This window comes from Paraburkholderia phenoliruptrix (genome assembly GCF_047325075.1).
Taxonomy (GTDB): Bacteria; Pseudomonadota; Gammaproteobacteria; order Burkholderiales; family Burkholderiaceae; genus Paraburkholderia; species Paraburkholderia phenoliruptrix.
This window is the reverse complement of record NZ_CP168531.1, coordinates 2,473,828-2,495,553: the sequence shown is the minus strand read 5'-3', so window position 1 is coordinate 2,495,553 and position 21,726 is coordinate 2,473,828. Positions and strand designations below refer to the sequence as shown.

Here is a 21,726-nt window from a genome sequence, read left to right as displayed (position 1 = left end):
CTGCCGCCTGCTGCCGCAGGCTAAAACAGTGCAGAATGACGACTTTGGCGCGCCTTGCGCGCGCCGTCCGATGCGGCAACAGACCGCCTGATAAACGACCCTGGAAAGGAACACCATGCTGCGGGCCTTGATTTTCGCCAGCGCGTTTGCCGTACCGTTGTCGGCGGCCGCGTTTACGGGAGGTGACCTCAACAAGCTGTGCACGAAGACCGACGTGGCGTCGCGCAGTGCGTGCGCCGCCTATATTGAAGGCGCCGCCGACGGCATCTTCAATACGATCGACGCGATCGGCGGCACCACCGGGCCGCGCGTCGGCCAGTACTTCTGCTTGCCGCAAGATGCACGTTCGGCGCAACTGACGGATGCGGTGCGCAAGTACATCGCCGAAAATCCGATCGTGGCGGGCTACAACGCGAGCACGGCGATCTCGCTCGGGCTCGGCAAGGCGTTTCCCTGCAAAAGCGGCAATTGATGTGAGTTAAGGCGCGCCGGCAGCCGGGTACCTGACAATTGGCGGTACTTGCTGGTACTTGCTGGCACTTGCTGCCGGTTCCGCGCGCGGCCGGCAACCGTTCAGCGTGTTCTTCAACACATGTGTGCCGATTAGTCTGACCCGTGCGCTGTATGTGCCGTATCTGCCGCATGTCGTGCACACATTCAGCAGCAGCCGGCGCACCGCTGTTCGCGGTCGCGGCCGGCTCAAAAGCGGGGCGCATGATTTGACTGGCGAGCGCGTCGAGCGCGCTTCGCCGCGCTCGCGAGAGGCGCCGCCCGGTTTGATCTCGCGGCGCACATCACTTCTGTGTCGGCGCCACGCGCTGCCGGCTTGTCCCTATTCAAGCGAGGAGGAAACTGTCCTATATGGCTTTTCTCGATCGACTCGACCAGCTGGACCACATCGCTGAAGCGCCGCTGCACAGCTGGCCCGGCGCGTTGCTGGTCACCGTCCTCGCCGTGCTGATCGGCATCGGCGTGCACCGCGTGGGCGCGCGCATCGTCACCCGGCTCGCGCGGCCTTATCCGCTCACGAGCGTCGTGCTGCGCTATATCGACAAGCCGTCGCTGTTTGTCCTTCTGATTCTGGCGCTGGAAGCCGTATGGTGGGAGGCGCCCGACGCGCTCACCTTCATCGCGCCGTTGCGCGACGCCGCGGCCATTGCGCTGATCGGCGCGCTGACGTGGCTTTCCGTGCGTTCGGCGGCCGCCATCGGCGAGGCGATCATTCAGGCCCATCCGCTCGATACCGCCGACAATCTGCACGCGCGCCGCATCCACACGCAGGCGAGGGTGCTGGCGCGCTCGGTCATGTTCGTGATCGTGATTGTCGGCGTCGGCGGCGCCTTGATGACGTTTCCGAATGTCCGGCAGATCGGCGCGAGCCTGCTCGCCTCCGCCGGCGTGGCCGGGCTGGTCGCCGGTATTGCCGCGCGCCCGGTGCTCGGCAACCTGATCGCGGGTTTGCAGATCGCGCTGTCGCAGCCCATCCGGCTCGACGACGTCGTCGTCATTCAGGGCGAGTGGGGGCGCATCGAGGAAATCACCGGGACCTATGTGTCGGTGCGCCTGTGGGATCAGCGGCGCCTGATCGTGCCGCTGCAATGGTTTATCGAAAATCCCTTTTCGAACTGGACGCGCAGCAGCTCGCAGATCATCGGCACGGTGTTTCTTTATGTCGATTACCGGATGCCGCTCGCCCCGCTGCGCGAGGAGCTCGCGCGCATTGTCGAGGCGGCGCCCGAGTGGGACCGGCGCGTGCAGGTGCTGCAGGTGACAGAAGGCACCGAGCGCTCCATGCAGTTGCGCGCGCTCGTCAGTTCGCTCGATTCGGGCCTGAACTGGGACTTGCGCTGCCGTGTGCGCGAGGGGCTGATCGACTTCATCCAGAAGCACTATCCGCAGTATCTGCCGCGCACGCGCGCCGAAGTGTCGGCGGAACTGGAGAACGGCAAGGGCGAGCCGCTCGACTGGGTGCCGCGCGGCGCGCGCGCGCCGGCCGGCAGCACGGCGGCGCATACCGAGGCGGACCCGGTGGCGAGCCGTCCGGGCCCCGGCGCAGCGCCCGCGGTGCCGTTGCGCGATGAGGCGAAGGAAACGGCTTAGTACGCCGTAGGGGTTCGCGCGACCTTGCTGCTGAAGGGCGAAGCCCGGCCACGAACGGGTGGAGCGGGCGGTCGGAACAGGCTGACAGTGACCGCCGCCGCCCTTCGAGACCTGGCCGATTGGCCAATCGACGCAACCGATCGATGCAACCGATCGCCCGTCAAAGGGTCGAACCGTCCACTCACTGAATCAATCCGGCGCGGCATGGCGTGCAGCCCGCGCGACGTTGTCGAGGCGCCCGTTGCGTGGCGGGCGTTGGCTGCATGCATGGCAGATGCCGCGCGAAACAAGGAGGACTTGCAACATGGGCCGACTGATCGTCGTGTCGAATCGCGTCGCAACGCCGACGGAAACCAAAGGGTCGGCGGGCGGCCTCGCTGTCGGCGTGTTCGGCGCACTGAAGGATGCGGGAGGCGTGTGGTTCGGCTGGAGCGGCGACGTGGTGAGCGAGACTGTCGCCAACGCGGGGCCGACGCTCGAGCAGGACGGCGCCGTCACCTTTGCGACCGTGGGTCTCACGCGTAAGGACTACGACCAGTATTACCGCGGCTTTTCGAACGCGACGCTATGGCCGGTGTTCCACTACCGCAACGACCTCGCGCGCTATGAGCGCGAGGAGTATGCCGGTTACCGGCGCGTCAACGCGTGGCTCGCGCACAAGCTCATCAAGCTGCTCGAGCCCGACGACGTGATCTGGATTCACGACTATCACCTGATCCCGTTTGCCGAGGCGTTGCGCAGCGAAGGCATCACGAATCGCATCGGCTTTTTCCTGCACATTCCGTTTCCGTCGCCGCAAATCCTGCTCAACATTCCGCCGCATGAAGAGCTGGTGAAGTCGCTGTCCTGCTACGACCTGCTGGGCTTCCAGACCGCGACGGACGAACAGGCCTTTCACGACTACGTGACCCGCCACGCGCGCGGCACCGTGTCGAAAGGCGTGGTGGAAGCGTTCGGTCGCAAGCTGCGCACGGGCGTCTATCGCATCGGCGTGTTTCCCGACGAAATTGCCGAGCAGGCCAAGCGCTACGAAAGCCGTCAGCACGTGCTCGATCTGAAGCAGAGCCTGGAAGGCCGCAAGCTGATCATGAGCGTGGACCGGCTCGACTATTCGAAAGGGCTCGTCGAGCGGTTTCGCGCGTTCGAGCATCTGCTGGAGCGCTCGCCCGAATGGCGCGGCAACGTCACGCTGGTGCAGATCGCGCCGCCCACGCGCTCGGACGTCGCCACCTATCAGAAGATCCGTCAGGATCTGGAGTACGAAGCAGGGCGCATCAACGGGCGCTATTCGGGCCTCGACTACACGCCGATCCGCTATCTGAACCAGCAATACGACCGCTGGAAACTCATGTCGCTGTTTCGCGAGTCGCAGATCGGCTTTGTCACGCCCTTGCATGACGGCATGAACCTGGTCGCGAAGGAATATGTCGCCGCACAGAATCCGGACGATCCGGGCGTGCTGGTGCTGTCCATTTTCGCGGGCGCCGCAGCCGAGCTCACGGGCGCGCTGCTCGTCAATCCGCATGATGCGATCGGCATGTGCGAAGCCTTGCAGCGTGCGCTGCAAATGCCGCTCGACGCGCGCCAGCGGCGTCACGAGATCAACATGGCGGCGTTGCGCAAGAACGACCTGGGCGTATGGCGCGACAGTTTTTTGCGCGACCTGCGCAGCATGCCGATGCAGAGGCCGGCCGCGGGCGGCGGCCACGCATGATGAGGGCGCCGAAAGGGGAAATCAGGCGCGCAGCCGGCGATGGTCCCTGCGCGCCCCGGCATGCGAACCACCCGCGGATGGTCGCGTGCTGAGCGCACTCGCCATCGCCGGTTACCGGTCCTTGCGCGAGTTGATCGTGCCGCTCGGGCGGCTGAACGTCATCACCGGCGCCAACGGCAGCGGCAAGTCGAGCGTCTATCGTTCGCTGCGTCTCGTGGCCGAAACGGCGCGCGGCGGCGTGATCCCGTCGCTCGCGCGCGAAGGCGGCTTGCCTTCCACCTTATGGGCCGGTCCCGAACGCTTTTCGCGCGACATGCTGAGCGGGGCAGCCGAGGTTCAGGGCACGAGGCGCAACGCGCCCGTCAGCCTGCGGCTCGGCTTCGCGGGCGAACCGTTCAGCTATGCGATCGATCTAGGGTTGCCGGTTCCGGGGGCGAGCCGCTTCACACTCGACCCGGTGATCAAGCGCGAGTGCATCTGGAGCGGCCCGTTGCTGCGGCCCTCGGCGCTGCTCGTCGACAGGCAGGGCGCGGCGCTGCGTACGCGCGATGAAAGCGGCGAGTGGCAAACGGTCCCTCAGCCGGTCGCGAGTTTCGACAGCATGATGACGGAGTTTGCCGACCCGCGCACGGCGCCTGAGATGATCGCGGTGCGCGAACAGATCCGCTCATGGCGTTTTTACGATCACTTCCGGACGGACGTCGACGCGCCCGCGCGCATGCCGCAAGTGGGAACGCATACGCCGGTGCTGGCGGACGACGGCGCGGACCTTGCCGCCGCGCTGCAAACCATCCGCGAGATCGGCGATCCGGCCGCGCTCGACGCCGCTATCGACGACGCGTTTCCAGGGTCCCGGCTCGAGATTGCCGCGCAGGACGGCCGCTTTGAAGTGCTGATGCATCAACATGGCCTGCTGCGTCCGCTCAAGGGTGCGGAGCTGTCCGACGGCACATTGCGCTATCTGCTGCTCGTGGCCGCGCTGCTAACGCCGCGGCCGCCGGCGCTGCTGGTGCTGAACGAACCGGAAACGAGCCTGCACCCGGACCTGTTGCCGGCGCTCGCGCGGTTGATCGCGCGAGCCGCGGGGCACTCGCAGATACTCGTCGTCTCGCATGCCGCGCGCCTGATCTCCGCGCTGGAGCGCGAGGAGGCGAGCGAGTCGCTCGTGCTGGAGAAGCATTTCGGCGCCACGCGTCTTGTGGATGCCGACGAGCGCGACATGCCGGCGTGGAAGTGGCCGTCGCGCTGAACTACGCACTGAACTGCGCGCTGAACTACGCGGTGCGCGATGCGTCCTTTATTTCGTTGCCCCGCAGCTTGTAAGCTGACTGTAACAGCGCCCAGGAAATGCAATAACGGGCGCTTTTTAGCCCTCGCCAGGGAATAATGCCTCGATGCCGGCCGCGCACGCGTGCGGCCACCGTGCATTGGATCGTAGACCGGCGCCTACAGGGCGCCACTGACGGCGCCTCGAAGCGCGACCCCGGAACAAGCCGGGCCGCGGGCCGTCAGTTCATGGAGACAACTATGAAGATTGCGCAGATCGCCCCGCTGACCGAATCCGTGCCGCCGAAGCTCTATGGCGGCACCGAGCGCGTCGTGTCGTACATCACCGAGGCGCTTGTCGAGCTCGGCCACGACGTGACGCTGTTCGCAAGCGGCGATTCCGAAACCAGCGCGAAGCTCGAGGCCGTATGGCCGCGCGCGCTGCGCCTCGACCCGGGCATTCGCGATCGCGTCGCGCCGCACATGCTGCTGATGGAACTGGTGCGCCGCCAGGCTGAGCAGTTCGATGTCCTGCATTTCCACCTCGACTATTACTCGTTCTCGGTGTTCCAGCGGCAGGAGACGCCGTTCGTCACGACAATGCACGGTCGCCTCGACCTACCCGAGCAGCAGCCCGTGTTCGACACGTTCAGCACCGCACCGGTGATTTCCATTTCGAATGCGCAGCGCCATCCGCTGCCGCAGGCGCGCTGGCTCACCACGGTCTATCACGGCCTGCCGGAGCAGCTCTATACGCCGCAGCCGGTCGAGCAGAAATATCTGGCGTTTCTCGGGCGCATATCGCCGGAAAAACGGGTCGACACCGCGATCCGGATCGCCGGCCGCTGCGGCATGCCGATTCGGATCGCCGCGAAGGTGGACGCCGCGGACCGCGAATATTTCGAACGCGATATCCGGCCGCTGCTCGACTTGCCGCATGTCGAGTTCATCGGCGAGATCGCGGATCACCAGAAAGCGGAGTTTCTCTCGGGCGCGCACGCGCTGCTGTTTCCGATCGACTGGCCCGAGCCGTTCGGCCTCGTGATGATCGAGGCGATGGCGTGCGGCACGCCGGTCGTGGCGTTCAACCGCGGCTCGGTGCCGGAGGTGCTGGAAGACGGGCTGACGGGCTTTATCGTCGAAGACGAGATCGGCGCGGTGGCGGCTATCAACCGTCTGCACAAGATGCCGCGCGCGGGCGTGCGGCGGCGCTTCGAAGAGCGCTTCACGTCACACCGCATGGCGCAACAGTATGTCGATGCGTATCAGTCGGTGATTCGCGCGCAGAAACGCTCGCGCTTCAAGGTCGTGGATAGCTCGGGGCGTTGACGCCCGCGAGCGCAGGCGAGCCGGCTTCAACGGAGTCGGCCCGTGTAGCGGGTAGGACAAATCCGCTAGCCTGACCGGCGCCCGTGACCAGCGCCGGCCTTGCTGCAAGAGGTCAAGTCGCGAGCCGCCTGAATGGCGTCGTCGCGACGGTTACGCGGAGGTCGCGTTTTTCACGCACCTCTCAGATCTTCAGGCGCGAAACCTTCGTGCCTTGCAACGACAGATCGCCCATCAGCCCGGCGTTGGTCAACACGAATACCTCGACCGGGGCCGTGGCCGTGTTCGAATCGATCGCGCCGTTGGCACCCATTTTCACGAGTGCGACGGACGCGTCGCCGCCCACCGACCATCCGTCTGCGTTGCGGAATTTGTCGAGCGCGTCCTGCGTCATGAACAGGAAGATGATCGCCTTCGACTGCGCGCCTGCCTGCAGTCCGAACGAGCCGGAAATCGTGCTGTAGTAGCCGACCGTGCTGCCGCCCACGCGCAGCGCGCCTTCGCCGTACTGACCGCCGACGATGAAGCCCGCCTGCAGCACCGACGGGAACACGAGCACGCCGCGCGCCTTGGAGACGAGTTCGCGCGAACCCTTCACGGTCGTGTACAGCCGCGACAGGGTGCCGTCGACGTCTGCGTCGATCGAGCGGCGTTTGGAGGAATCGGTGGCGGCGGTGTCGTGGCCGCCGGTGTTGGTGGTACATCCGGCGAGAGCAAGGCCTCCGAAAGCGAGCGCAGCGGTTGTCTTCAACATGAAGTGTCGTCTTTGCATCGTTTTTCTCCGTATGGTTCCGGGTCGCAACCGCGAGAAAGCGCGTGGTTGCCTTTGAGTTATATCACACGGGAGGTCAAAAGGCGCCCTCGCTCGGAGGGCGAAAGCCTTACGGGGCGGGGCTTTGCGGCACATCGAAAAAAGCACCCAGTAAATTTGACCGGCCGCGCGGCGACCCTTGCGGGCGGCGTGCGACCATGGTCGAGCGCGGTTTTGTGCAGTGAATTTTCAGCGCGCGAGTCGCCGGACAGGTGAGCCGCGGCACGCGTCCTCGCCCATTTTTACCGACTCGGGCGTGCGGCGTTTCGGCTTCGCATCGGCTCAAAAGTGTTGCCTGCATGCCGCACAAGGAGCGACTCGCGCGGACTATCCGCCGTGGTTGGCCGGGCTCTTGACCGCGGGCGGGCGTCTCAGCGCGCGGCGCACTCCGCCGATCAATACGCCGATGACGAGCAGCGTGAGCGCCGGCACGACCCAATAACCGACGAACGCGTGCCACAGATAAACCATCAGGGTAGAGCGGCGCACGCTGTATTCGTTGCGCGCGTCCTGCTGGCGCGGCGCGTTAGCCGCGAGTACGTCGGCGGGACAACCGGCGGCCTGCGCCTCGTCCGGCTTGCCATGGCAGCGCGTAGGGGCGCCGGCCGCACGTTGCGCGTCGGTGAAATTCCAGGTGGTCAGCGCGCGGTCCAGGTCGACGGTGTTGTAGGCCATCTCCTCGCGGATTTCGCTGACCGCAACGATCGCCACGGGCACCGCCCAGAACACGATGACGACCAGCCACCGCCTCAACCAGCGGTTTTTATGCTTCGATACCATCCTTGCCTCCGATCGATGCTTTGCGGCATCAACGACAAGATGGCGGCCCGTATGAATGTTGTGTGGGGTGGGCCGTCTCCGCAGCCATCATAGAAGAAAAACGGCGCGTTCGGGCGGGAGCACGGCGAAGGGCGGGCGAAGCGCTCAACGGAAAAGCGCAAAGGGGGCGACGTAAGACGAGGCGACGTAAAACGAAACGACGCGAGCGGAGCGACGTCGGTGTGCAGCGCCGCGCAAGTCGCGCGGCGCGTGGGCGATGCCGCGGATCAGTTGGCCGGAGCCGACGAGAGGCAGCTCTTCATGAACGCCTTGCGCTCGTCGCCTTTCTTGCCGGCGGCTTGCGTGTTGCAGGCCTTCATCTTGTCCTGCTGGCTCATGGGCGCGGCAGCCGGTTTCGCCGACAGGCAGCTCTTCATGAACGCCTTGCGCTCGTCGCCTTTCTTGTCGCCGGCCTGCTTGTTACAGTCGGCCATTTTCGTCTGCTGGCTGTTCTGCGCGAACGCGGGCGAAACGAGGACGGCGCCGAGTACCATGGCAGCGATTGCGGATTGGATTTTCATGTGACACTCCATCGGTGTGGAAACGTTTTGGGTCGTCATGCACGTGGGCGTCGACGGCATCCGGCCCTCGGCAAGTCCATTATGGCAAATGCTGTCTGCATCAACGGTCAAAACTGCGTTCCCGTTGACAACGGCGCCCGCTCGTTTTCCCTGATGATGCAGCGTGCGCCGAAATCGGATGGATGAAATCGCCGAATGAGGACAGGCAATAATGTTATGCATTGCAGATTAAATGACGATGCAATTCGACTGTAATTCACTGCCTGCGCCGGCCGTCAGCAAGGGTGTGGAAATTCGCCCTGCATTGTTCCGTACGAGCGAACATTTGCTGCGAGTGCACATGAATGGGAATTGGTAAGGAAATCCTGAGGGAAATCCTTAACGAGAGTCGCTCTCCCGTCGCGTCTTTTTGCGGTCTAGCGCTGCGCGGTGTGATTAAGCTGTATTAACCCGGAGGACCTTGCCATGCACTTTTTGTTGACCTATGACCTCGTGCCGGACTACCTGGAACGGCGCGGCGAGTACCGCGACTCGCATCTGAAACTCGCGTGGGCGGCGGCGGAGCGCGGCGAACTCGTGCTTGCCGGTGCACTGACCGAACCGGTGGATACAGCGGTGCTGCTTTTCACCGGCGACACGCCTCGCGCCGCCGAGGCCTTTGCCGAGGCAGACCCCTACGTGCACGCGGGCCTCGTCACGCGCTGGCGCGTGCGCGAATGGACCACAGTGGTGGGCGAGGGCGCGGCGACGCCCGTCCGTTAGAAGGCTTGCCCAAGCCCGCCAGCCGGGCCAACGAACGAGCGCATGCCTGCGGCGCGGCGGTATCCTTGCGACAAGCCGCGGGCCCGCATTGCCACATCGGTGTCATCGGCCGGGCGCACCGTGGACTCGGTGCGCACGCAACGAAGCCGCGCATTCGGGCGCCCGGGAAATTCGCTGAAATGTGTATCGCATCATGGTGCTGTCGAATTCGAGCCGGCCATTCAGTGTCTTTGCCGTTTTTTTTGGCAAGTATTTGCAGCGTTTTTGCCGGTCCGATGTTCCGCATTACCCATTCCGTCGCTATGGCAAGAAGCATTTCCGTTACGGCATGACGTGAATTAAGCGAGTGAAAACGACAAGTTTGTTTCTATCCGTAACACTTGTCTCAACGATATTCACGCAAACCCTGGTGATGGTATGCTTCGTGCACAATTCTCCCATGCACGAGTGAGACCACGTTTTGTGCTTCGCAATAGGGATAAACCGCACTAACCCGGGGCGGTGTTTGCCAGCCAACAGAACGTACAAAACATATTTGTGCAACCGAGGGTGACACACGGATCGTGAAGGTTGAATCCGTGGTCCGCCCAACGCCGCGGCCCGGCCAGGCTGCGTGGAGAAAATCCATGTTTTTCGATGAGCTAAGCAATGACGAATGGGCGCTGCTATCAGCGCTTGTCTCCGATGAGCCGGCCGTCCGTCTGAACCGACGCGGGCGGCCCCGCGCCGACCCACGTGTCGTGGCCAATGCCGTTTTGTGGATCCTGACTACCGGAGAGCCCTGGTCGAAGCTGCCGGGCCGCTATCCGTCGGGCCCGACCTGCCGGCGCCGTTTCGAGGAATGGCAGCTGAACGGCACGCTGCTCGAGATGGTGCGGCTTCTGTCGAGCAAGGGCCGCACATTCGCGTATATCCCGCAACCGGCGCCGCCTGTCGCGGCCAAATCCGCAGCAGCCGTCGTGGAAGCGCCCAGCGCGCGCGACGAGGGTGCCCGCGGCGTGTCGTGGCGAAGCCCCGAGTCGTGGCAGGCACCGGGCTCGGGCGGCAACCGGTCGAGCGCGTTTAACGCAGGCCATATGTCCAACATGCCCCATGCGTCGGATGTCTCGCCGGTGCGCGCCTGGGGGGCGGCCGATCCGATTGCGGACATCACGCGTCAGCTGGCAGGCTTCGATCATGCCGCGCCCGGCGCAGCGCACGCTACGCGGGCAACGCAGGCCACGCGCGCCATACCGCGCGCGCCGGCCTTGCCCACGCCGTCCGTCGCTTATGCACCGCGCCCTGCGCTGCGGACCGACTTGCGAGCCATGAACGAAGCGGGCGCGGTCGGCGCGGCAATGCAAGGCCTTGATGCAGCCATTGCATCGGCACGCGCAGGCTCACAGGCAGCGCTGCCGCGCAGCCCGCTGTCGACAAGTCTCGCGCCGCGCGGGCGGCAGGTCGCCGAGCGGCATGGCTATCTGATCTATGTGGCCGCCGAGCGCGTGCCCAATGCGATGTACCGCGCGTGGGCGGAGATCATGAAGGACGGCAGGCGCGTCGAACGCTCGGGCCTCGTCGGTCCGCGCTTCGCGGACGCCGCCGCGGCCGAGCATTATGCGTTCGAGTGGGCGGCGCAGTGGATCGAACGCGAATGCGCGACGCTGGCGGCATCGCAAGCAGTCCGAACCACCCACGCAGCGGACCCAGCGCCGCAAGTCCGCGTACCGCATGTGCAAGCGCACGCACACGCGCACGCCGCGTCGCTATACGCGCAGGCGCACAAGCCGGCAGCCATGCAGAATGTCCCCGCCACTCACGCGTCTTATGCAGCGGCGCCGTCCCGTCTCACGGCGGGCATGCGTCATGTGCCCGAGCCGGTTGGTGCGTTGAATGCGTTTCGTGGACCGCTGCGTCGCTATACAGGCGAACCGGCTGCGGGCGCGAGCGGCGCAGGGAAGGGCTTCACTGAGGCGGGCTTCAACGAGGCGGCAAACCCTGCACGCAGCCCCGCAGCAAGCGCAACGACTTTGATCAATGGCGCACCGGCAGCAGTCGCGGCCACCGAGCGCGACAAGACCGAGCGTTATCCGTCGCACACAGAACTCATCTCCCATGCGGGATGAGCACAAGGCTTAAGCGCAGTACCCCGCGGCTGTCGGAGCAACCGCCGCAGGTTCCCGCTTCATTTGCTGTAATGCAATCGCTGTCAGTCAACGCTGTGATGCAACGCTGTTCCTGCAACTGACTCGCGTGCCTGATTCAGGGCTTTACTCGCGCCCGTAGGTGTCGTCGAAACGCACGATGTCGTCTTCGCCGAGATACGAACCGGATTGCACCTCGATCATTTCGAGCGGCATCTTGCCGGGGTTCTCGAGACGGTGCGTGACGCCGAGCGGGATATAAGCCGATTCGTTTTCGGAGACGATAAAGCGCTCTTCGCCTCGCGTGACGAGCGCCGTGCCGCGCACGACGATCCAGTGTTCGGCGCGGTGATGGTGCATTTGCAGCGAGAGGCGGGCGCCCGGTTTCACGACAATGCGCTTCACCTGGAAACGCTCGCCCGTGTCGACCGAATCGTAGTTGCCCCACGGGCGATGCACCTTGCGATGGTTGGCCGCTTCCATGCCGCCTTCGCTGCGAATGCGTCCCACGATCTTCTTGACGTCCTGCACACGCGATTTATCCGCGACGAGAATCGCGTCGGCAGTTTCGACGACGACGAGGTCCTGCGTGCCCACGCAGGCAATCAGGCGTCCTTCGGAATGCGCGAAGGTGGAGGAGGCGCCTTCGAACATCACGCGGCCGCGGCCCACGTTGTGCTCCGCGTCTTTCTCGCAGATATCCCAGATCGCGTCCCACGAGCCCACGTCCGACCAGCCCGCCTGCAAGGGCACGACCACGCTCGAGGCGACGTTCTGATCGTGACCGAGCTGCTCCATCACCGCGTAGTCGATCGAATTGGAAGGCGACGCACCGAATGCATCGCGCTGCAGGCGGAAGAAGTCGCCGTCTGCCTTGCCACCCTCGTAGGCCGCGGCGCAAGCTTCATAGATGGCCGGCTGGAAGTGACGGATCGCCTTGATCCATGTCGATGCCCGCATGATGAAAATGCCGCTGTTCCACCAGTATTCGTGCGATTGCACATAGCGCTGCGCAAGTTCGAGATGCGGCTTTTCGACGAAGCGATCCAGCTTATGCGCGGTGACAGAGACGTCCTGTCGAATTTCATCAGGATTGCCAGGCGTAGCCATCGCGTCGCCGATCCGGATATAACCGTAGCCCGTTTCCGCGCGGGTCGGCACGATGCCCATCGTGACGATCTCGCCTGCCGCCGCATGCTGCACGCCTGCTGCGACTGCGGCCTGAAATCCTTCGATGTCGGTGACCGCATGGTCCGCGGGCATGACCACCATGATGCCGTCCTCGTCCTGCGCGGCGATCGACAGCGCGGCCACCGTCAGCGCGGGCGCTGTATCGCGGGCCACCGGCTCGAGGATCAGGCGGGTCGGCTTGCCGCTCGTGCGCAACTGCTCAGCGGTCGTGAAGCGTTGCTCTTCGTTGGCGACCACGACGAGTTGACCGGTGAGCGGATAGCCGGCGTCCAATCCGTCGAGACGGCGCGTAGTGGATTGCAACAGCGACTCGTCGCCGAGCAGGCCGATCAACTGTTTGGGGTGCTGTTCGCGCGACATCGGCCACAGCCGCGTGCCCGAGCCGCCCGCCAGAATCACAGGATGAATCTTCAGTTTGACGTGGGCGAGCGTGGCTTCTCTCGGCAGGGTGTCGGCGGACGCGGCCGTGACGGGAGCGGTCATGATGGACTCCTCAGGACTGGTTGAATGCGTCGAGTTTTATCACGAACATTCACGTCAATAAAAGCGCGTTAAATGAAAACTATATGGATTGGCGGATAAGGCGGTATCTTGATGAATCAAAAATGTCGTCATTAATTTCATAAAAAGATAAATTACGTTGAAAAAATTCGCGGGCATTTTTTTACACCGCCGCTTGCGTGAGGAATGGCGGAGGGGCTAGCGTCGCGTAATAACCTAAAATCCCCCGCGCAACGCCACTTTTTGCCGCAGGAAGGCCGCAAAAAGCGTCGTCCGCGTCTCCGATCCGGTAAAATTTGCCACATAAAATCCATCAAAAATAGTGTAATTTCGCCCGATACATTTTGAGATTTTTGCGGCCTTGCGGCGCGAATTTTAATAGCGCTTTATCTATACCTGTAGAAAGACATTCACTCATTCCGAGACACGTTTTTCGCAAGCGGTCGAGCGGCCGGTTTAGCAAAGCGGAAAACGTAAATTGCAATTAGCACAGCTTCTATCGGCTTCGCGTCCGGCAATGGCATCGCCGGCGCGCATGCCGGCGTGGCGCGTGCGGCAGCCGGAACGACTGATCCTGGAGATTCAACTGGGCGGCCAGATGGATGGTCCACTGAATGCCGAACTGAAGAGCGGACTAACGAACGGGATGGCACTTGACTGACGAACTGAGGGGCAGCGCATGCTGAGCGTTCTATCGAGACTCATCGACATCGCGATGGTCGCGCTCGGCGCCGCCATCGCGGCGGCCGTGCACAGCGGGAAAGCGGTGTGGCTGGACGACATGCAAAGCGTGTCGCTCGCGTTCGACGTCCTGCTCGTGGTCGTGTTTTTTCCCGCGCTCGGCATCTATCAGTCATGGCGGGGCAAGCCGCTCTACGACCTGCTGTGCCGCGTCGCGGGCGGCTGGGCAATGGTCGAGGTGACCGGCGTGCTGATCAGTTTCAGTCTGCATCGCGCGGACAGTCTGTCGCGGTTGTGGCTCGTCTATTGGGCGCTCGCCACGATCGTGCTGCTGATCGTCACGAAGATGATTGTCTATTCGATCCTGCGGGGACTACGCCGCGAGGGCTTCAACCAGCGCGCTGTGGCGATTGTGGGCGGCGCGCCCTACGGACGCTTTTTGATCCAGCAGATGCGTAGCCGTCCGGAAGCCGGTTTCAGCCCCGTCGTCGTGTTCGACGAGGACGGCACGATCAACCCTTATGAAGACCCCGACGCGGCGGATGCAATTGAAGGCGTGCCCGTCGAGCGCGACTACCGGCGCATGATCCAGCTCGTGCGCCAGCGCGCGATTCGCGAATTGTGGCTCGCCTTGCCGATCTCGAAGGAAAAGGAAATACATCGCATTGTGATGGATCTGCGCAACGACTTCGTCAATATCCGCTTCATACCGGACGTGCGCAGCCTCACGCTCTTCAATCAGCCGATGGTCGAGCTGCTCGGCGTGCCGGCGATCAACCTGGCGGCATCGCCGATCACCGATCTGCACGTGCTGCCCAAGCGCATCTTCGACCGGCTCTTCGCGCTCGCCGCGTTGACGGCGCTCGCGCCGCTGATGCTTGTGATCGCGGTGCTCGTCAAGCTGAGCTCACCGGGGCCGGTGTTTTTCCGCCAGAAACGCAAGGGTATCGACGGAAACGAGTTCGAGATCTACAAGTTCCGCTCGATGAAAGTCCACAAGGAAGAGGCCGGCAGACTCACGCAGGCCACGCGGCGCGATCCGCGCATCACCGCTGTCGGCGCGTTCCTGCGGCGCACGAGCCTCGACGAACTGCCGCAATTCATCAACGTGTTGCGCGGCGAGATGTCGGTGGTCGGGCCGCGCCCGCATGCGCTGGAACACGACGACATCTACAAGGATCTGGTGAAGGGCTATATGCATCGCTACCGGATCAAGCCGGGCATCACCGGATGGGCACAGATCAACGGCTATCGCGGCGAGACGGACCGCATAGAAAAAATGATGGGCCGCGTGAAGCTCGACCTGTACTACATGCAGCACTGGACCTTCTGGCTCGACATCAAGATCGTCGTGCTGACGCTGTGGAAAGGCTTTGTCGGCAGCAACGCATATTGAACACTTACTCAAACTCCTGCGAGGTAATACATGAACCTGACGATCATCGGTAGCGGCTACGTAGGCCTCGTGACGGGCGCATGTCTGGCCGACATCGGCCACGACGTGTTCTGTCTCGACGTCGATCAGCGCAAGATCGACGTGCTCAACGGCGGCGGCGTGCCGATTCATGAGCCGGGTCTGCAGGAGATCATCGCGCGCAATCGCAAGGCCGGCCGCCTGACGTTTTCGACAGACGTGGAAGCCGCCGTCGCGCACGGCGACATCCAGTTCATCGCGGTCGGCACACCGTCGGACGAAGACGGCTCGGCGGACCTGCAATACGTGCTCGCCGCGGCGCGCAACATCGGCCGCCACATGACGGGCTTCAAGGTGATCGTCGACAAGTCGACGGTGCCGGTCGGCACCGCCTCGCGCGTACGCGAAGCGATTGCGCAGGAGCTCGCTGCGCGCAATGCGAGCCACATGTTCTCCGTGGTCTCGAATCCCGAGTTCCTGAAGGAAGGCGCGGCGGTGGAAGACTTCACCCGGCCCGACCGCATCGTGCTCGGTTGCGATGAAGACGTGCCCGGCGAAAAGGCGCGCGAGTTGATGAAGCGCCTTTACGCGCCGTTCAATCGCAATCGCGAACGCACGCTGTATATGGACGTGCGCTCGGCCGAATTCACCAAGTACGCGGCTAACGCCATGCTCGCCACGCGCATTTCGTACATGAACGAACTCGCGAATCTGGCCGACCGCGTCGGCGCGGATATCGAGGCCGTGCGCCGCGGCATCGGCTCGGACCCGCGCATCGGTTACGACTTTCTGTACGCGGGCTGCGGCTACGGCGGCTCGTGCTTCCCGAAAGACGTGCAGGCGCTGATTCGCACGGCCGCCGATCACAACGCGAACCTGCGCATTCTCGAGGCCGTGGAAGCAGTCAACGACACGCAGAAGAAGGTGCTTGGGCAGAAGATCGTCGCGCGTCTCGGCGAGGACCTGTCGGACCGCACGTTCGCCGTGTGGGGCCTCGCGTTCAAGCCGAATACCGACGACATGCGCGAGGCGCCGAGCCGTCCGCTGATCGCCGAACTGCTGCGCCGCGGCGCGCGCGTGAAAGCCTACGACCCGGTCGCGATAGACGAATCGAAGCGCGTATTCGCGCTCGACCTGAAGGACGTGCCGCAGCAGCACGCGCGCCTTCAGTTCATGAACGAGGAGATGGAGGCGGCCGAGGGCGCCGATGCGCTCGTGATTCTGACAGAGTGGAAAGTCTTCAAGAGCCCGGACTTCAATGCATTGAAAACGATGCTGAAGACGCCGCTTATTTTCGACGGCCGCAATCTGTATGAGCCGGACGCGCTGCTGGAACTCGGCATCGAGTATCACGCGATCGGGCGGCAGCATGCGCTGCGCAATGCACCGGCGAGGGTCGGTGTAAGCGGCGCGCCGCTCATGCATGCTGATGCGCGCGCCGCGGCTCACGTCGGCCAGTAGGGCACTCGCGATGTCTTGTGCCTGCGAGCTCGCAGGCCAGCTCGCAGGCACGCCGCGCATTGCCAGGGATTTCTAAATGTTCGCCAACGTTCTGATCGTCTGCCACGCCAACGTGTGCCGCTCGCCCGCCGCCGAAATGCTGTTCAAGGCGCGGCAGGCGGCGCAGGCGTCATCGGTGCCGATTGCGTTTCATTCGGCGGGCATCCGGGCGATGAACGGCCATGGCATGGACCCGGTTATGCGGCGCCTGCTCGCCGAGCGCGGCGTCGCATCGGGCTCGCATCATTCGCGGCGTCTCGACCGGCAACTGGTGAGATCCGCGGATCTCGTGCTCGTGAGCGAGCGCGCGCAGGTGAGCGAAGTCGAAGCGCTCGACCCGGCTTCGCGCGGCAAGGTCTTTCCGCTCGGCAAGTGGGACGATCTGCCCGACGTCGCCGATCCGCACGGCGGCGAGGAATCCGCTTATAGGGAAAGTCTCGTGCTCATCGAACATCTGGTCATGGGATGGCTGAAAAAAATATGCTGAAGAAAACACTCGCTACACACCGCTCCATCAACCGGAAAGCGAACTTAAAAACGAAGTTCGCGGCCACGCTCGTGCTGACGTCTTTGTTGTCGGCCTGCGCCACCGCACCCGGCAACTACCTCGACACATCGCGGCTGAAAGACGACGGCCAGCATGAAAGCCAGGCCGCCGAAACCTATCCGGTTCACGTAATCGACGCGAGCGTCGTCGCCGCGCAGGCGCAAGCCGAGGCGAGTGCGCCGCCCCGGCCGCTGCCCACGTCGGCGTTCGCCGATCCGTCGCAATACGTGTACCGGCTCGCGCCGCAGGACATTCTCGGCATCACCGTGTGGGATCACCCTGAACTGACCACACCGCAGGGCAGCACGCTTTCGGCGGGCGGCACCAGCACGCAGACCATCGCCGGCGCGTTGCAGCAGCCGTACACGGCCGCGTTGCCCGGCGAGGCCGATCCCTACGGACAGACCATTGCCGCCGACGGCACGATCTATTTCCCGTTCGTCGGCCGCATCAGGGCCGCGGGCAAGACCGTCGGCGAACTGCGCGATCAGCTTGCAAGCGGCCTCGTGCGCTATATCCGCAATCCGCAGGTCGACGTGCGCGTGCTGTCGTATCGCGGCCAGAAAGTGCAGGTCACGGGCGAGGTGAAGACGCCGGGCCCGCTGGCGGTGAGCGATGTGCCGCTCACGCTCGTCGACGCGCTCACGCGCTCGGGCGGCACGACCGCCGACGCGGACATCCAGCGCGTGCGCCTCACGCGCAATCACAAGCTGTACGTGCTCGACGCGAACCGCATGCTGGATGCCGGCGACACGACCCAGAACGTGATGCTGCAAAACGGCGACGTGATCAATGTGCCGGACCGCAGCAACAGCCGCGTGTTCGTGATGGGTGAGGTGAAGACGCCGATCCAGGTGCCGATGTTAAAGGGCCGTCTGACGATCGCGGATGCGCTCACACAGGCCGGCGGCATTCTCGACACCGACGCCAATCCGCGTCAGATCTTCGTGATGCGCGGCATGCGCGAGCACCCGACCACACCGGACGTGTACCGCCTCGACATGACCCAGCCCGACGCGATCATGCTGTCCGCGCAGTTCCAGTTGCAGCCGATGGACGTCGTGTATGTGGGTACCGCCGCATCGACCACGTTCAACCGCGTATTGCAGCAGGTGTTGCCGAGCGTGCAGACACTCTTCTACCTGAAACAGCTGACGCGCTAACCAGACCCGGGATCGAATTGTGAGCAATCAAATCTCTCCACACATGGCCGGTCCGCTCAGGACCGAAGAAGAGGACGTGGTCCTTGGGCAACTGGTGCAGGTGATCCTCGACGACATCTGGTGGCTGATCGCGATCGCGGCGACGGTCGTCGCGATCGCGGGCGCCTACTGCGTGCTCGCGAAGCCGATCTATTCGGCCGATGCCCACGTGCGCGTCGAACAGGCGGACAACACGTCGCAAGCGCTCACGCAGACGCAGACCGGCGCCTCGATCATGAGCGGCTCGAGTTCGCTGCCCACCGACGCCGAAATCGAAATCATCAAGAGCCGCGGCGTGGTCGGCCCCGTCGTCGAGCAGATGAAGCTGAACTTCAGCGTCACGCCGAAAACCATACCGCTTCTCGGCAGCATCGCCGCGCGCATGGCGACGCCCGGCGAGCTCGCGAAACCGTGGCTCGGCCTGTCGTCGTATGCATGGGGCGGCGAGGTGGCCGATGTCGACTCCATCGACGTGCTGCCCGCGCTGGAAGGCCAGAAGCTGACGATGAAAGCGCAGGCGGGCGGCCGCTATGAACTCTACGCGGAGAACGGCGCGCTGCTCTTGCGCGGCGAGGTCGGCCGGCAGGCGCAGGGCGGCGGCGTGACGATGCTCGTCAACAGGCTGGTGGCGCGGCCCGGCGAGGAGTTCACTGTGATCCGCGCGAACGACCTCGACGCCATCAGCGCATTCCAGTCGGCGATCACCGTGCAGGAGCAGGGCAAGCAGACCGGCGTGATCCAGATCTCGCTGGAGGACAAGAACCCCGAGCATGCCGCGCTCGTCGCCAATGCGCTCGCGCAATCCTACGTGCGCCAGCACATTTCGAACAAGCAGGCCGATGCGAGCAAGATGCTCGACTTCCTGAAAAGCGAGGAGCCGCGCCTGAAGGCCGATCTCGAACGCGCCGAGGCCGCGCTCACCGCGTATCAGCGCCAGTCCGGCTCGATCAACGCGAGCGACGAGGCCAAGGTGTATCTGGAAGGCAGTGTGCAATACGAACAGCAGATCGCCAGCCTGCGTCTGCAGATGGCGCAGTTGACCGAGCGTTACGGCGACGATCATCCGATGCTCAAGGTCGCGCGCGAGCAGATGGCCGAGTTGCAGGCGCAGCGCGCGAAATACGCGGACCGTTTCCGCGATCTGCCCGCCACCGAAGTGAAGGCCGTGCAATTGCAGCGCGACGCGAAGGTGGCGGAAGACATCTACGTACTGCTGCTCAATCGCGTGCAGGAGCTCTCCGTGCAGAAAGCCGGCACTGGCGGCAATGTGCATATCGTCGACGCCGCGCTGCGACCGGGCTCGCCCGTCAAGCCGAAGAAGGCGCTGATCCTGTCGGCCGCGACGATTCTCGGCTTGATCGCGGGCACCGGCTTCGTGTTCCTGCGCCGCAATATGTTCAAGGGCATCGACGATCCTGAGCATATCGAGCGTGCGTTCCATCTGCCCGTATTCGGTCTCGTGCCGTTGAGCGCGGAGCAGGCGCTGCTCGAGAGCGGCATGCAGCGCGGCGGCGAGCGCCTGCGCTCGGTGCTCGCGAACGCGCGGCCGAAGGACGTCACGGTGGAAAGCCTGCGCAGTCTGCGCACGTCGATGCAGTTCACGATCATGGACGCGAAAAACCGCATCGTCATGTTGACCGGTCCAATGGCGGGCGTCGGCAAGAGCTTCCTCACGGTGAACCTCGCGGTGCTGCTCGCGCATTCGGGCAAGCGCGTGCTGATGATCGACGGCGATATGCGACGCGGCGTGCTGGAGCGCTATCTGGGCGGCGCGCAGGAGAACGGCCTGTCCGAATTGCTGAGCGGCCAGATCTCGCTGGAAGAGGCCGTGCGCACGTCGAATGTCGAGAACCTCAGCTTCATTTCATGCGGACGCCGCCCGCCCAACCCGTCCGAACTGCTGATGTCGCCGCGCCTGCCGCAATACCTCGAAGGTCTCGGGAAATGCTACGACGTGATCCTGATCGATACGCCGCCCGTGCTGGCAGTGACCGATGCGTCGATCATCGGCGCGTATGCCGGCTCGACCTTCTTCGTGATGCGCTCGGGCATGCACAGCGAGGGCGAAATCATCGACGCGCTCAAGCGCCTACGTGCGGCCGGCGTGCACGTGCAGGGCGGCATCTTCAACGGCATGCCGGCGCGCGCGCGCGGCGGCTATGACCGCAGCTATGCCGCGGTCCAGGAGTACCTGAGCACCTGAGCGCAGCGCGCGGCCTCGCCCGACGAACCCACGAAGAACATCGCAACAAGGACATTGCAATGAAAGTGACGGTACTGGTTCCGACATACCGCCGCCCGGCCGACCTCGCGCGCTGCCTCGCGGCGCTGCAACGACAGTCGCGCGCGCCGGATGAGGTGGTGGTGGTCGCGCGTCCCGACGACGACGCGACCCACACCTGTCTGCGCGATCCGGCGGTGCCGGGCAAGCTGCCGCTGTCGGTGGCGCTCGTCGACGTGCCCGGTCAGGTCGCGGCGCTCAATCGCGGACTGGACGCGGCGAGCGGCGACGTGATCGCCATCACCGACGACGACGCCGCGCCGCATGCCGACTGGTTGCAGCGCATCGCCGCCGCGTTCGAGAGCGATGCGCGGCTCGGCGCGCTCGGCGGACGCGACTGGGTGCACGAAAAAGGCCGCGTGCTCGACGGCGCACGCCCGCTGGTGGGCAAGGTCACGGCCCACGGCAAGATCATCGGCAACCATCATCTCGGCGTGGGCGGCGCGCGCGAAGTCGACATTCTGAAGGGCGCGAACATGAGCTACCGGCGCGACGCGGTGCACAACATCCGATTCGATGCGCGGCTGCGCGGCGCGGGCGCTCAGGTCCACAACGACATGGCGTTCAGCCTCGCGGTAAAAAACGCAGGCTGGAAACTGATGTACGACCCGCGCGTCGCCGTCGACCATTTTCCCGCCGAACGTTTCGACGACGACCGCCGCGACGCACAAACCATGGCGGCGCTGCGCAACGCCGCATTCAATTTCCACCTGATCTTGCGCGACCAGTTGCCGCCGCTGCGCCGCGAAACCGCGTGGTGGTGGTGGACGCTCGTCGGCACGCGCGTCTATCCGGGCCTCTTGCATGCGGCGCTCGCGCTGCTGTCAAGGCAGGCGCGCCTGAAGCTGTCGCGCTGGCGCGCGGTGCGCAGCGGCGCGCACGAGGCGCGCCGCGCGCTCTCGCGCATGGCCTGACGAAGCGGCGCAAGCCGCAGGCAGCGGGTTATACGCTAATGCATCGGCAATGG

At 64.4% G+C, this 21,726-nt stretch carries 17 protein-coding genes; 13 read left to right on the top strand and 4 right to left on the bottom strand.

The genetic code is table 11. From position 1 onward, the window contains the following. Positions 1 to 115 precede the first annotated feature (115 nt). The 5 genes from ACEN8U_RS23190 (at position 116) to ACEN8U_RS23170 (ending at position 6,409) form a co-directional block, all read left to right on the top strand. Positions 116 to 472: a Rap1a/Tai family immunity protein gene (locus tag ACEN8U_RS23190; RefSeq protein WP_013588335.1), complete on the top strand. Its 357-nt coding sequence runs from the start codon at positions 116 to 118 to the stop codon at positions 470 to 472. 389 nt (positions 473 to 861) lie between these two features. Further along, a complete protein-coding gene (locus tag ACEN8U_RS23185) occupies positions 862 to 2,100 on the top strand; it encodes a mechanosensitive ion channel family protein (protein WP_015002601.1) in 1,239 nt (412 codons plus the stop codon). A 304-nt stretch (positions 2,101 to 2,404) separates the two neighbouring features. After that, complete coding sequence (otsA, locus tag ACEN8U_RS23180) at positions 2,405 to 3,814, top strand: alpha,alpha-trehalose-phosphate synthase (UDP-forming) (protein WP_015002600.1); 1,410 nt, start codon at positions 2,405 to 2,407, stop codon at positions 3,812 to 3,814. An 85-nt stretch (positions 3,815 to 3,899) separates the two neighbouring features. Then, a complete protein-coding gene (locus tag ACEN8U_RS23175) occupies positions 3,900 to 5,063 on the top strand; it encodes an AAA family ATPase (protein WP_015002599.1) in 1,164 nt (387 codons plus the stop codon). A 278-nt stretch (positions 5,064 to 5,341) separates the two neighbouring features. After that, complete coding sequence (locus ACEN8U_RS23170; protein ID WP_015002598.1) at positions 5,342 to 6,409, top strand: glycosyltransferase family 4 protein; 1,068 nt, start codon at positions 5,342 to 5,344, stop codon at positions 6,407 to 6,409. Between the two features lie 181 nt (positions 6,410 to 6,590). Here the strand turns inward: ACEN8U_RS23170 and ACEN8U_RS23165 are convergent, their stop codons facing one another. The 3 genes from ACEN8U_RS23165 to ACEN8U_RS23155 all read right to left on the bottom strand — a co-directional run bounded on the left by ACEN8U_RS23165 (position 6,591) and on the right by ACEN8U_RS23155 (position 8,557). Continuing rightward, the gene (locus tag ACEN8U_RS23165; RefSeq protein WP_013588330.1) at positions 6,591 to 7,178 is read right to left on the bottom strand and encodes a YSC84-related protein; all 588 of its coding nucleotides are present in this window, start codon (positions 7,176 to 7,178) and stop codon (positions 6,591 to 6,593) included. Positions 7,179 to 7,544: 366 nt separating this feature from the next. Continuing rightward, the gene (locus ACEN8U_RS23160; protein WP_015002596.1) at positions 7,545 to 7,997 is read right to left on the bottom strand and encodes a membrane protein; all 453 of its coding nucleotides are present in this window, start codon (positions 7,995 to 7,997) and stop codon (positions 7,545 to 7,547) included. Between the two features lie 266 nt (positions 7,998 to 8,263). Continuing rightward, positions 8,264 to 8,557 (bottom strand): PsiF family protein, encoded by a 294-nt coding sequence (locus ACEN8U_RS23155; RefSeq protein WP_013588328.1) that lies wholly within the window; start codon positions 8,555 to 8,557, stop codon positions 8,264 to 8,266. Positions 8,558 to 9,022: 465 nt separating this feature from the next. Here ACEN8U_RS23155 and ACEN8U_RS23150 point away from each other — a divergent pair, with 465 nt between their 5' ends. Beyond that, positions 9,023 to 9,319 carry a YciI-like protein gene (locus ACEN8U_RS23150; RefSeq protein WP_015002595.1) on the top strand — a complete coding sequence of 99 codons (297 nt, stop codon included), beginning with the start codon at positions 9,023 to 9,025 and terminating at the stop codon, positions 9,317 to 9,319. A gap of 626 nt (positions 9,320 to 9,945) precedes the next feature. Beyond that, on the top strand, positions 9,946 to 11,424 hold the full coding sequence (locus ACEN8U_RS23145) for a transposase (RefSeq protein ID WP_041745280.1): 1,479 nt from the start codon (positions 9,946 to 9,948) through the stop codon (positions 11,422 to 11,424). 144 nt (positions 11,425 to 11,568) lie between these two features. Here ACEN8U_RS23145 and ACEN8U_RS23140 read toward each other — a convergent pair whose 3' ends face one another. Further along, complete coding sequence (locus tag ACEN8U_RS23140; RefSeq protein ID WP_015002593.1) at positions 11,569 to 13,116, bottom strand: mannose-1-phosphate guanylyltransferase/mannose-6-phosphate isomerase; 1,548 nt, start codon at positions 13,114 to 13,116, stop codon at positions 11,569 to 11,571. Positions 13,117 to 13,813: 697 nt separating this feature from the next. Between ACEN8U_RS23140 and ACEN8U_RS23135 the strand changes: the two genes are divergently transcribed. From ACEN8U_RS23135 to ACEN8U_RS23110, 6 genes are all read left to right on the top strand, one after another. Next, a complete protein-coding gene (locus ACEN8U_RS23135; RefSeq protein ID WP_015002592.1) occupies positions 13,814 to 15,211 on the top strand; it encodes an undecaprenyl-phosphate glucose phosphotransferase in 1,398 nt (465 codons plus the stop codon). Between the two features lie 30 nt (positions 15,212 to 15,241). Then, a complete protein-coding gene (locus ACEN8U_RS23130) occupies positions 15,242 to 16,690 on the top strand; it encodes a UDP-glucose dehydrogenase family protein (RefSeq protein WP_015002591.1) in 1,449 nt (482 codons plus the stop codon). 76 nt (positions 16,691 to 16,766) lie between these two features. After that, positions 16,767 to 17,216, top strand: a complete 450-nt coding sequence (locus tag ACEN8U_RS23125; RefSeq protein ID WP_015002590.1) for a low molecular weight protein-tyrosine-phosphatase — start codon at positions 16,767 to 16,769, stop codon at positions 17,214 to 17,216. After that, positions 17,210 to 18,439 (top strand): polysaccharide biosynthesis/export family protein, encoded by a 1,230-nt coding sequence (locus ACEN8U_RS23120; RefSeq protein ID WP_015002589.1) that lies wholly within the window; start codon positions 17,210 to 17,212, stop codon positions 18,437 to 18,439. The genes ACEN8U_RS23125 and ACEN8U_RS23120 overlap by 7 nt, the downstream gene beginning before the upstream one ends. A 43-nt stretch (positions 18,440 to 18,482) precedes the next feature. Continuing rightward, positions 18,483 to 20,681: a polysaccharide biosynthesis tyrosine autokinase gene (locus tag ACEN8U_RS23115; RefSeq protein ID WP_015002588.1), complete on the top strand. Its 2,199-nt coding sequence runs from the start codon at positions 18,483 to 18,485 to the stop codon at positions 20,679 to 20,681. Positions 20,682 to 20,740: 59 nt separating this feature from the next. Then, on the top strand, positions 20,741 to 21,673 hold the full coding sequence (locus ACEN8U_RS23110) for a glycosyltransferase family 2 protein (RefSeq protein WP_015002587.1): 933 nt from the start codon (positions 20,741 to 20,743) through the stop codon (positions 21,671 to 21,673). Positions 21,674 to 21,726 lie beyond the last annotated feature (53 nt).

Coding starts and splice junctions, on each gene's coding strand:
- ACEN8U_RS23190 (WP_013588335.1), top strand. CDS start 116: ATGCTGCGGGCCTTGATTTTCGCCAGCGCGTTTGCCGTACCGTTGTCG.
- ACEN8U_RS23185 (WP_015002601.1), top strand. CDS start 862: ATGGCTTTTCTCGATCGACTCGACCAGCTGGACCACATCGCTGAAGCG.
- otsA (WP_015002600.1), top strand. CDS start 2,405: ATGGGCCGACTGATCGTCGTGTCGAATCGCGTCGCAACGCCGACGGAA.
- ACEN8U_RS23170 (WP_015002598.1), top strand. CDS start 5,342: ATGAAGATTGCGCAGATCGCCCCGCTGACCGAATCCGTGCCGCCGAAG.
- ACEN8U_RS23165 (WP_013588330.1), bottom strand. CDS start 7,178: ATGCAAAGACGACACTTCATGTTGAAGACAACCGCTGCGCTCGCTTTC.
- ACEN8U_RS23160 (WP_015002596.1), bottom strand. CDS start 7,997: ATGGTATCGAAGCATAAAAACCGCTGGTTGAGGCGGTGGCTGGTCGTC.
- ACEN8U_RS23155 (WP_013588328.1), bottom strand. CDS start 8,557: ATGAAAATCCAATCCGCAATCGCTGCCATGGTACTCGGCGCCGTCCTC.
- ACEN8U_RS23150 (WP_015002595.1), top strand. CDS start 9,023: ATGCACTTTTTGTTGACCTATGACCTCGTGCCGGACTACCTGGAACGG.
- ACEN8U_RS23145 (WP_041745280.1), top strand. CDS start 9,946: ATGTTTTTCGATGAGCTAAGCAATGACGAATGGGCGCTGCTATCAGCG.
- ACEN8U_RS23140 (WP_015002593.1), bottom strand. CDS start 13,116: ATGACCGCTCCCGTCACGGCCGCGTCCGCCGACACCCTGCCGAGAGAA.
- ACEN8U_RS23135 (WP_015002592.1), top strand. CDS start 13,814: ATGCTGAGCGTTCTATCGAGACTCATCGACATCGCGATGGTCGCGCTC.
- ACEN8U_RS23130 (WP_015002591.1), top strand. CDS start 15,242: ATGAACCTGACGATCATCGGTAGCGGCTACGTAGGCCTCGTGACGGGC.
- ACEN8U_RS23125 (WP_015002590.1), top strand. CDS start 16,767: ATGTTCGCCAACGTTCTGATCGTCTGCCACGCCAACGTGTGCCGCTCG.
- ACEN8U_RS23120 (WP_015002589.1), top strand. CDS start 17,210: ATGCTGAAGAAAACACTCGCTACACACCGCTCCATCAACCGGAAAGCG.
- ACEN8U_RS23115 (WP_015002588.1), top strand. CDS start 18,483: ATGGCCGGTCCGCTCAGGACCGAAGAAGAGGACGTGGTCCTTGGGCAA.
- ACEN8U_RS23110 (WP_015002587.1), top strand. CDS start 20,741: ATGAAAGTGACGGTACTGGTTCCGACATACCGCCGCCCGGCCGACCTC.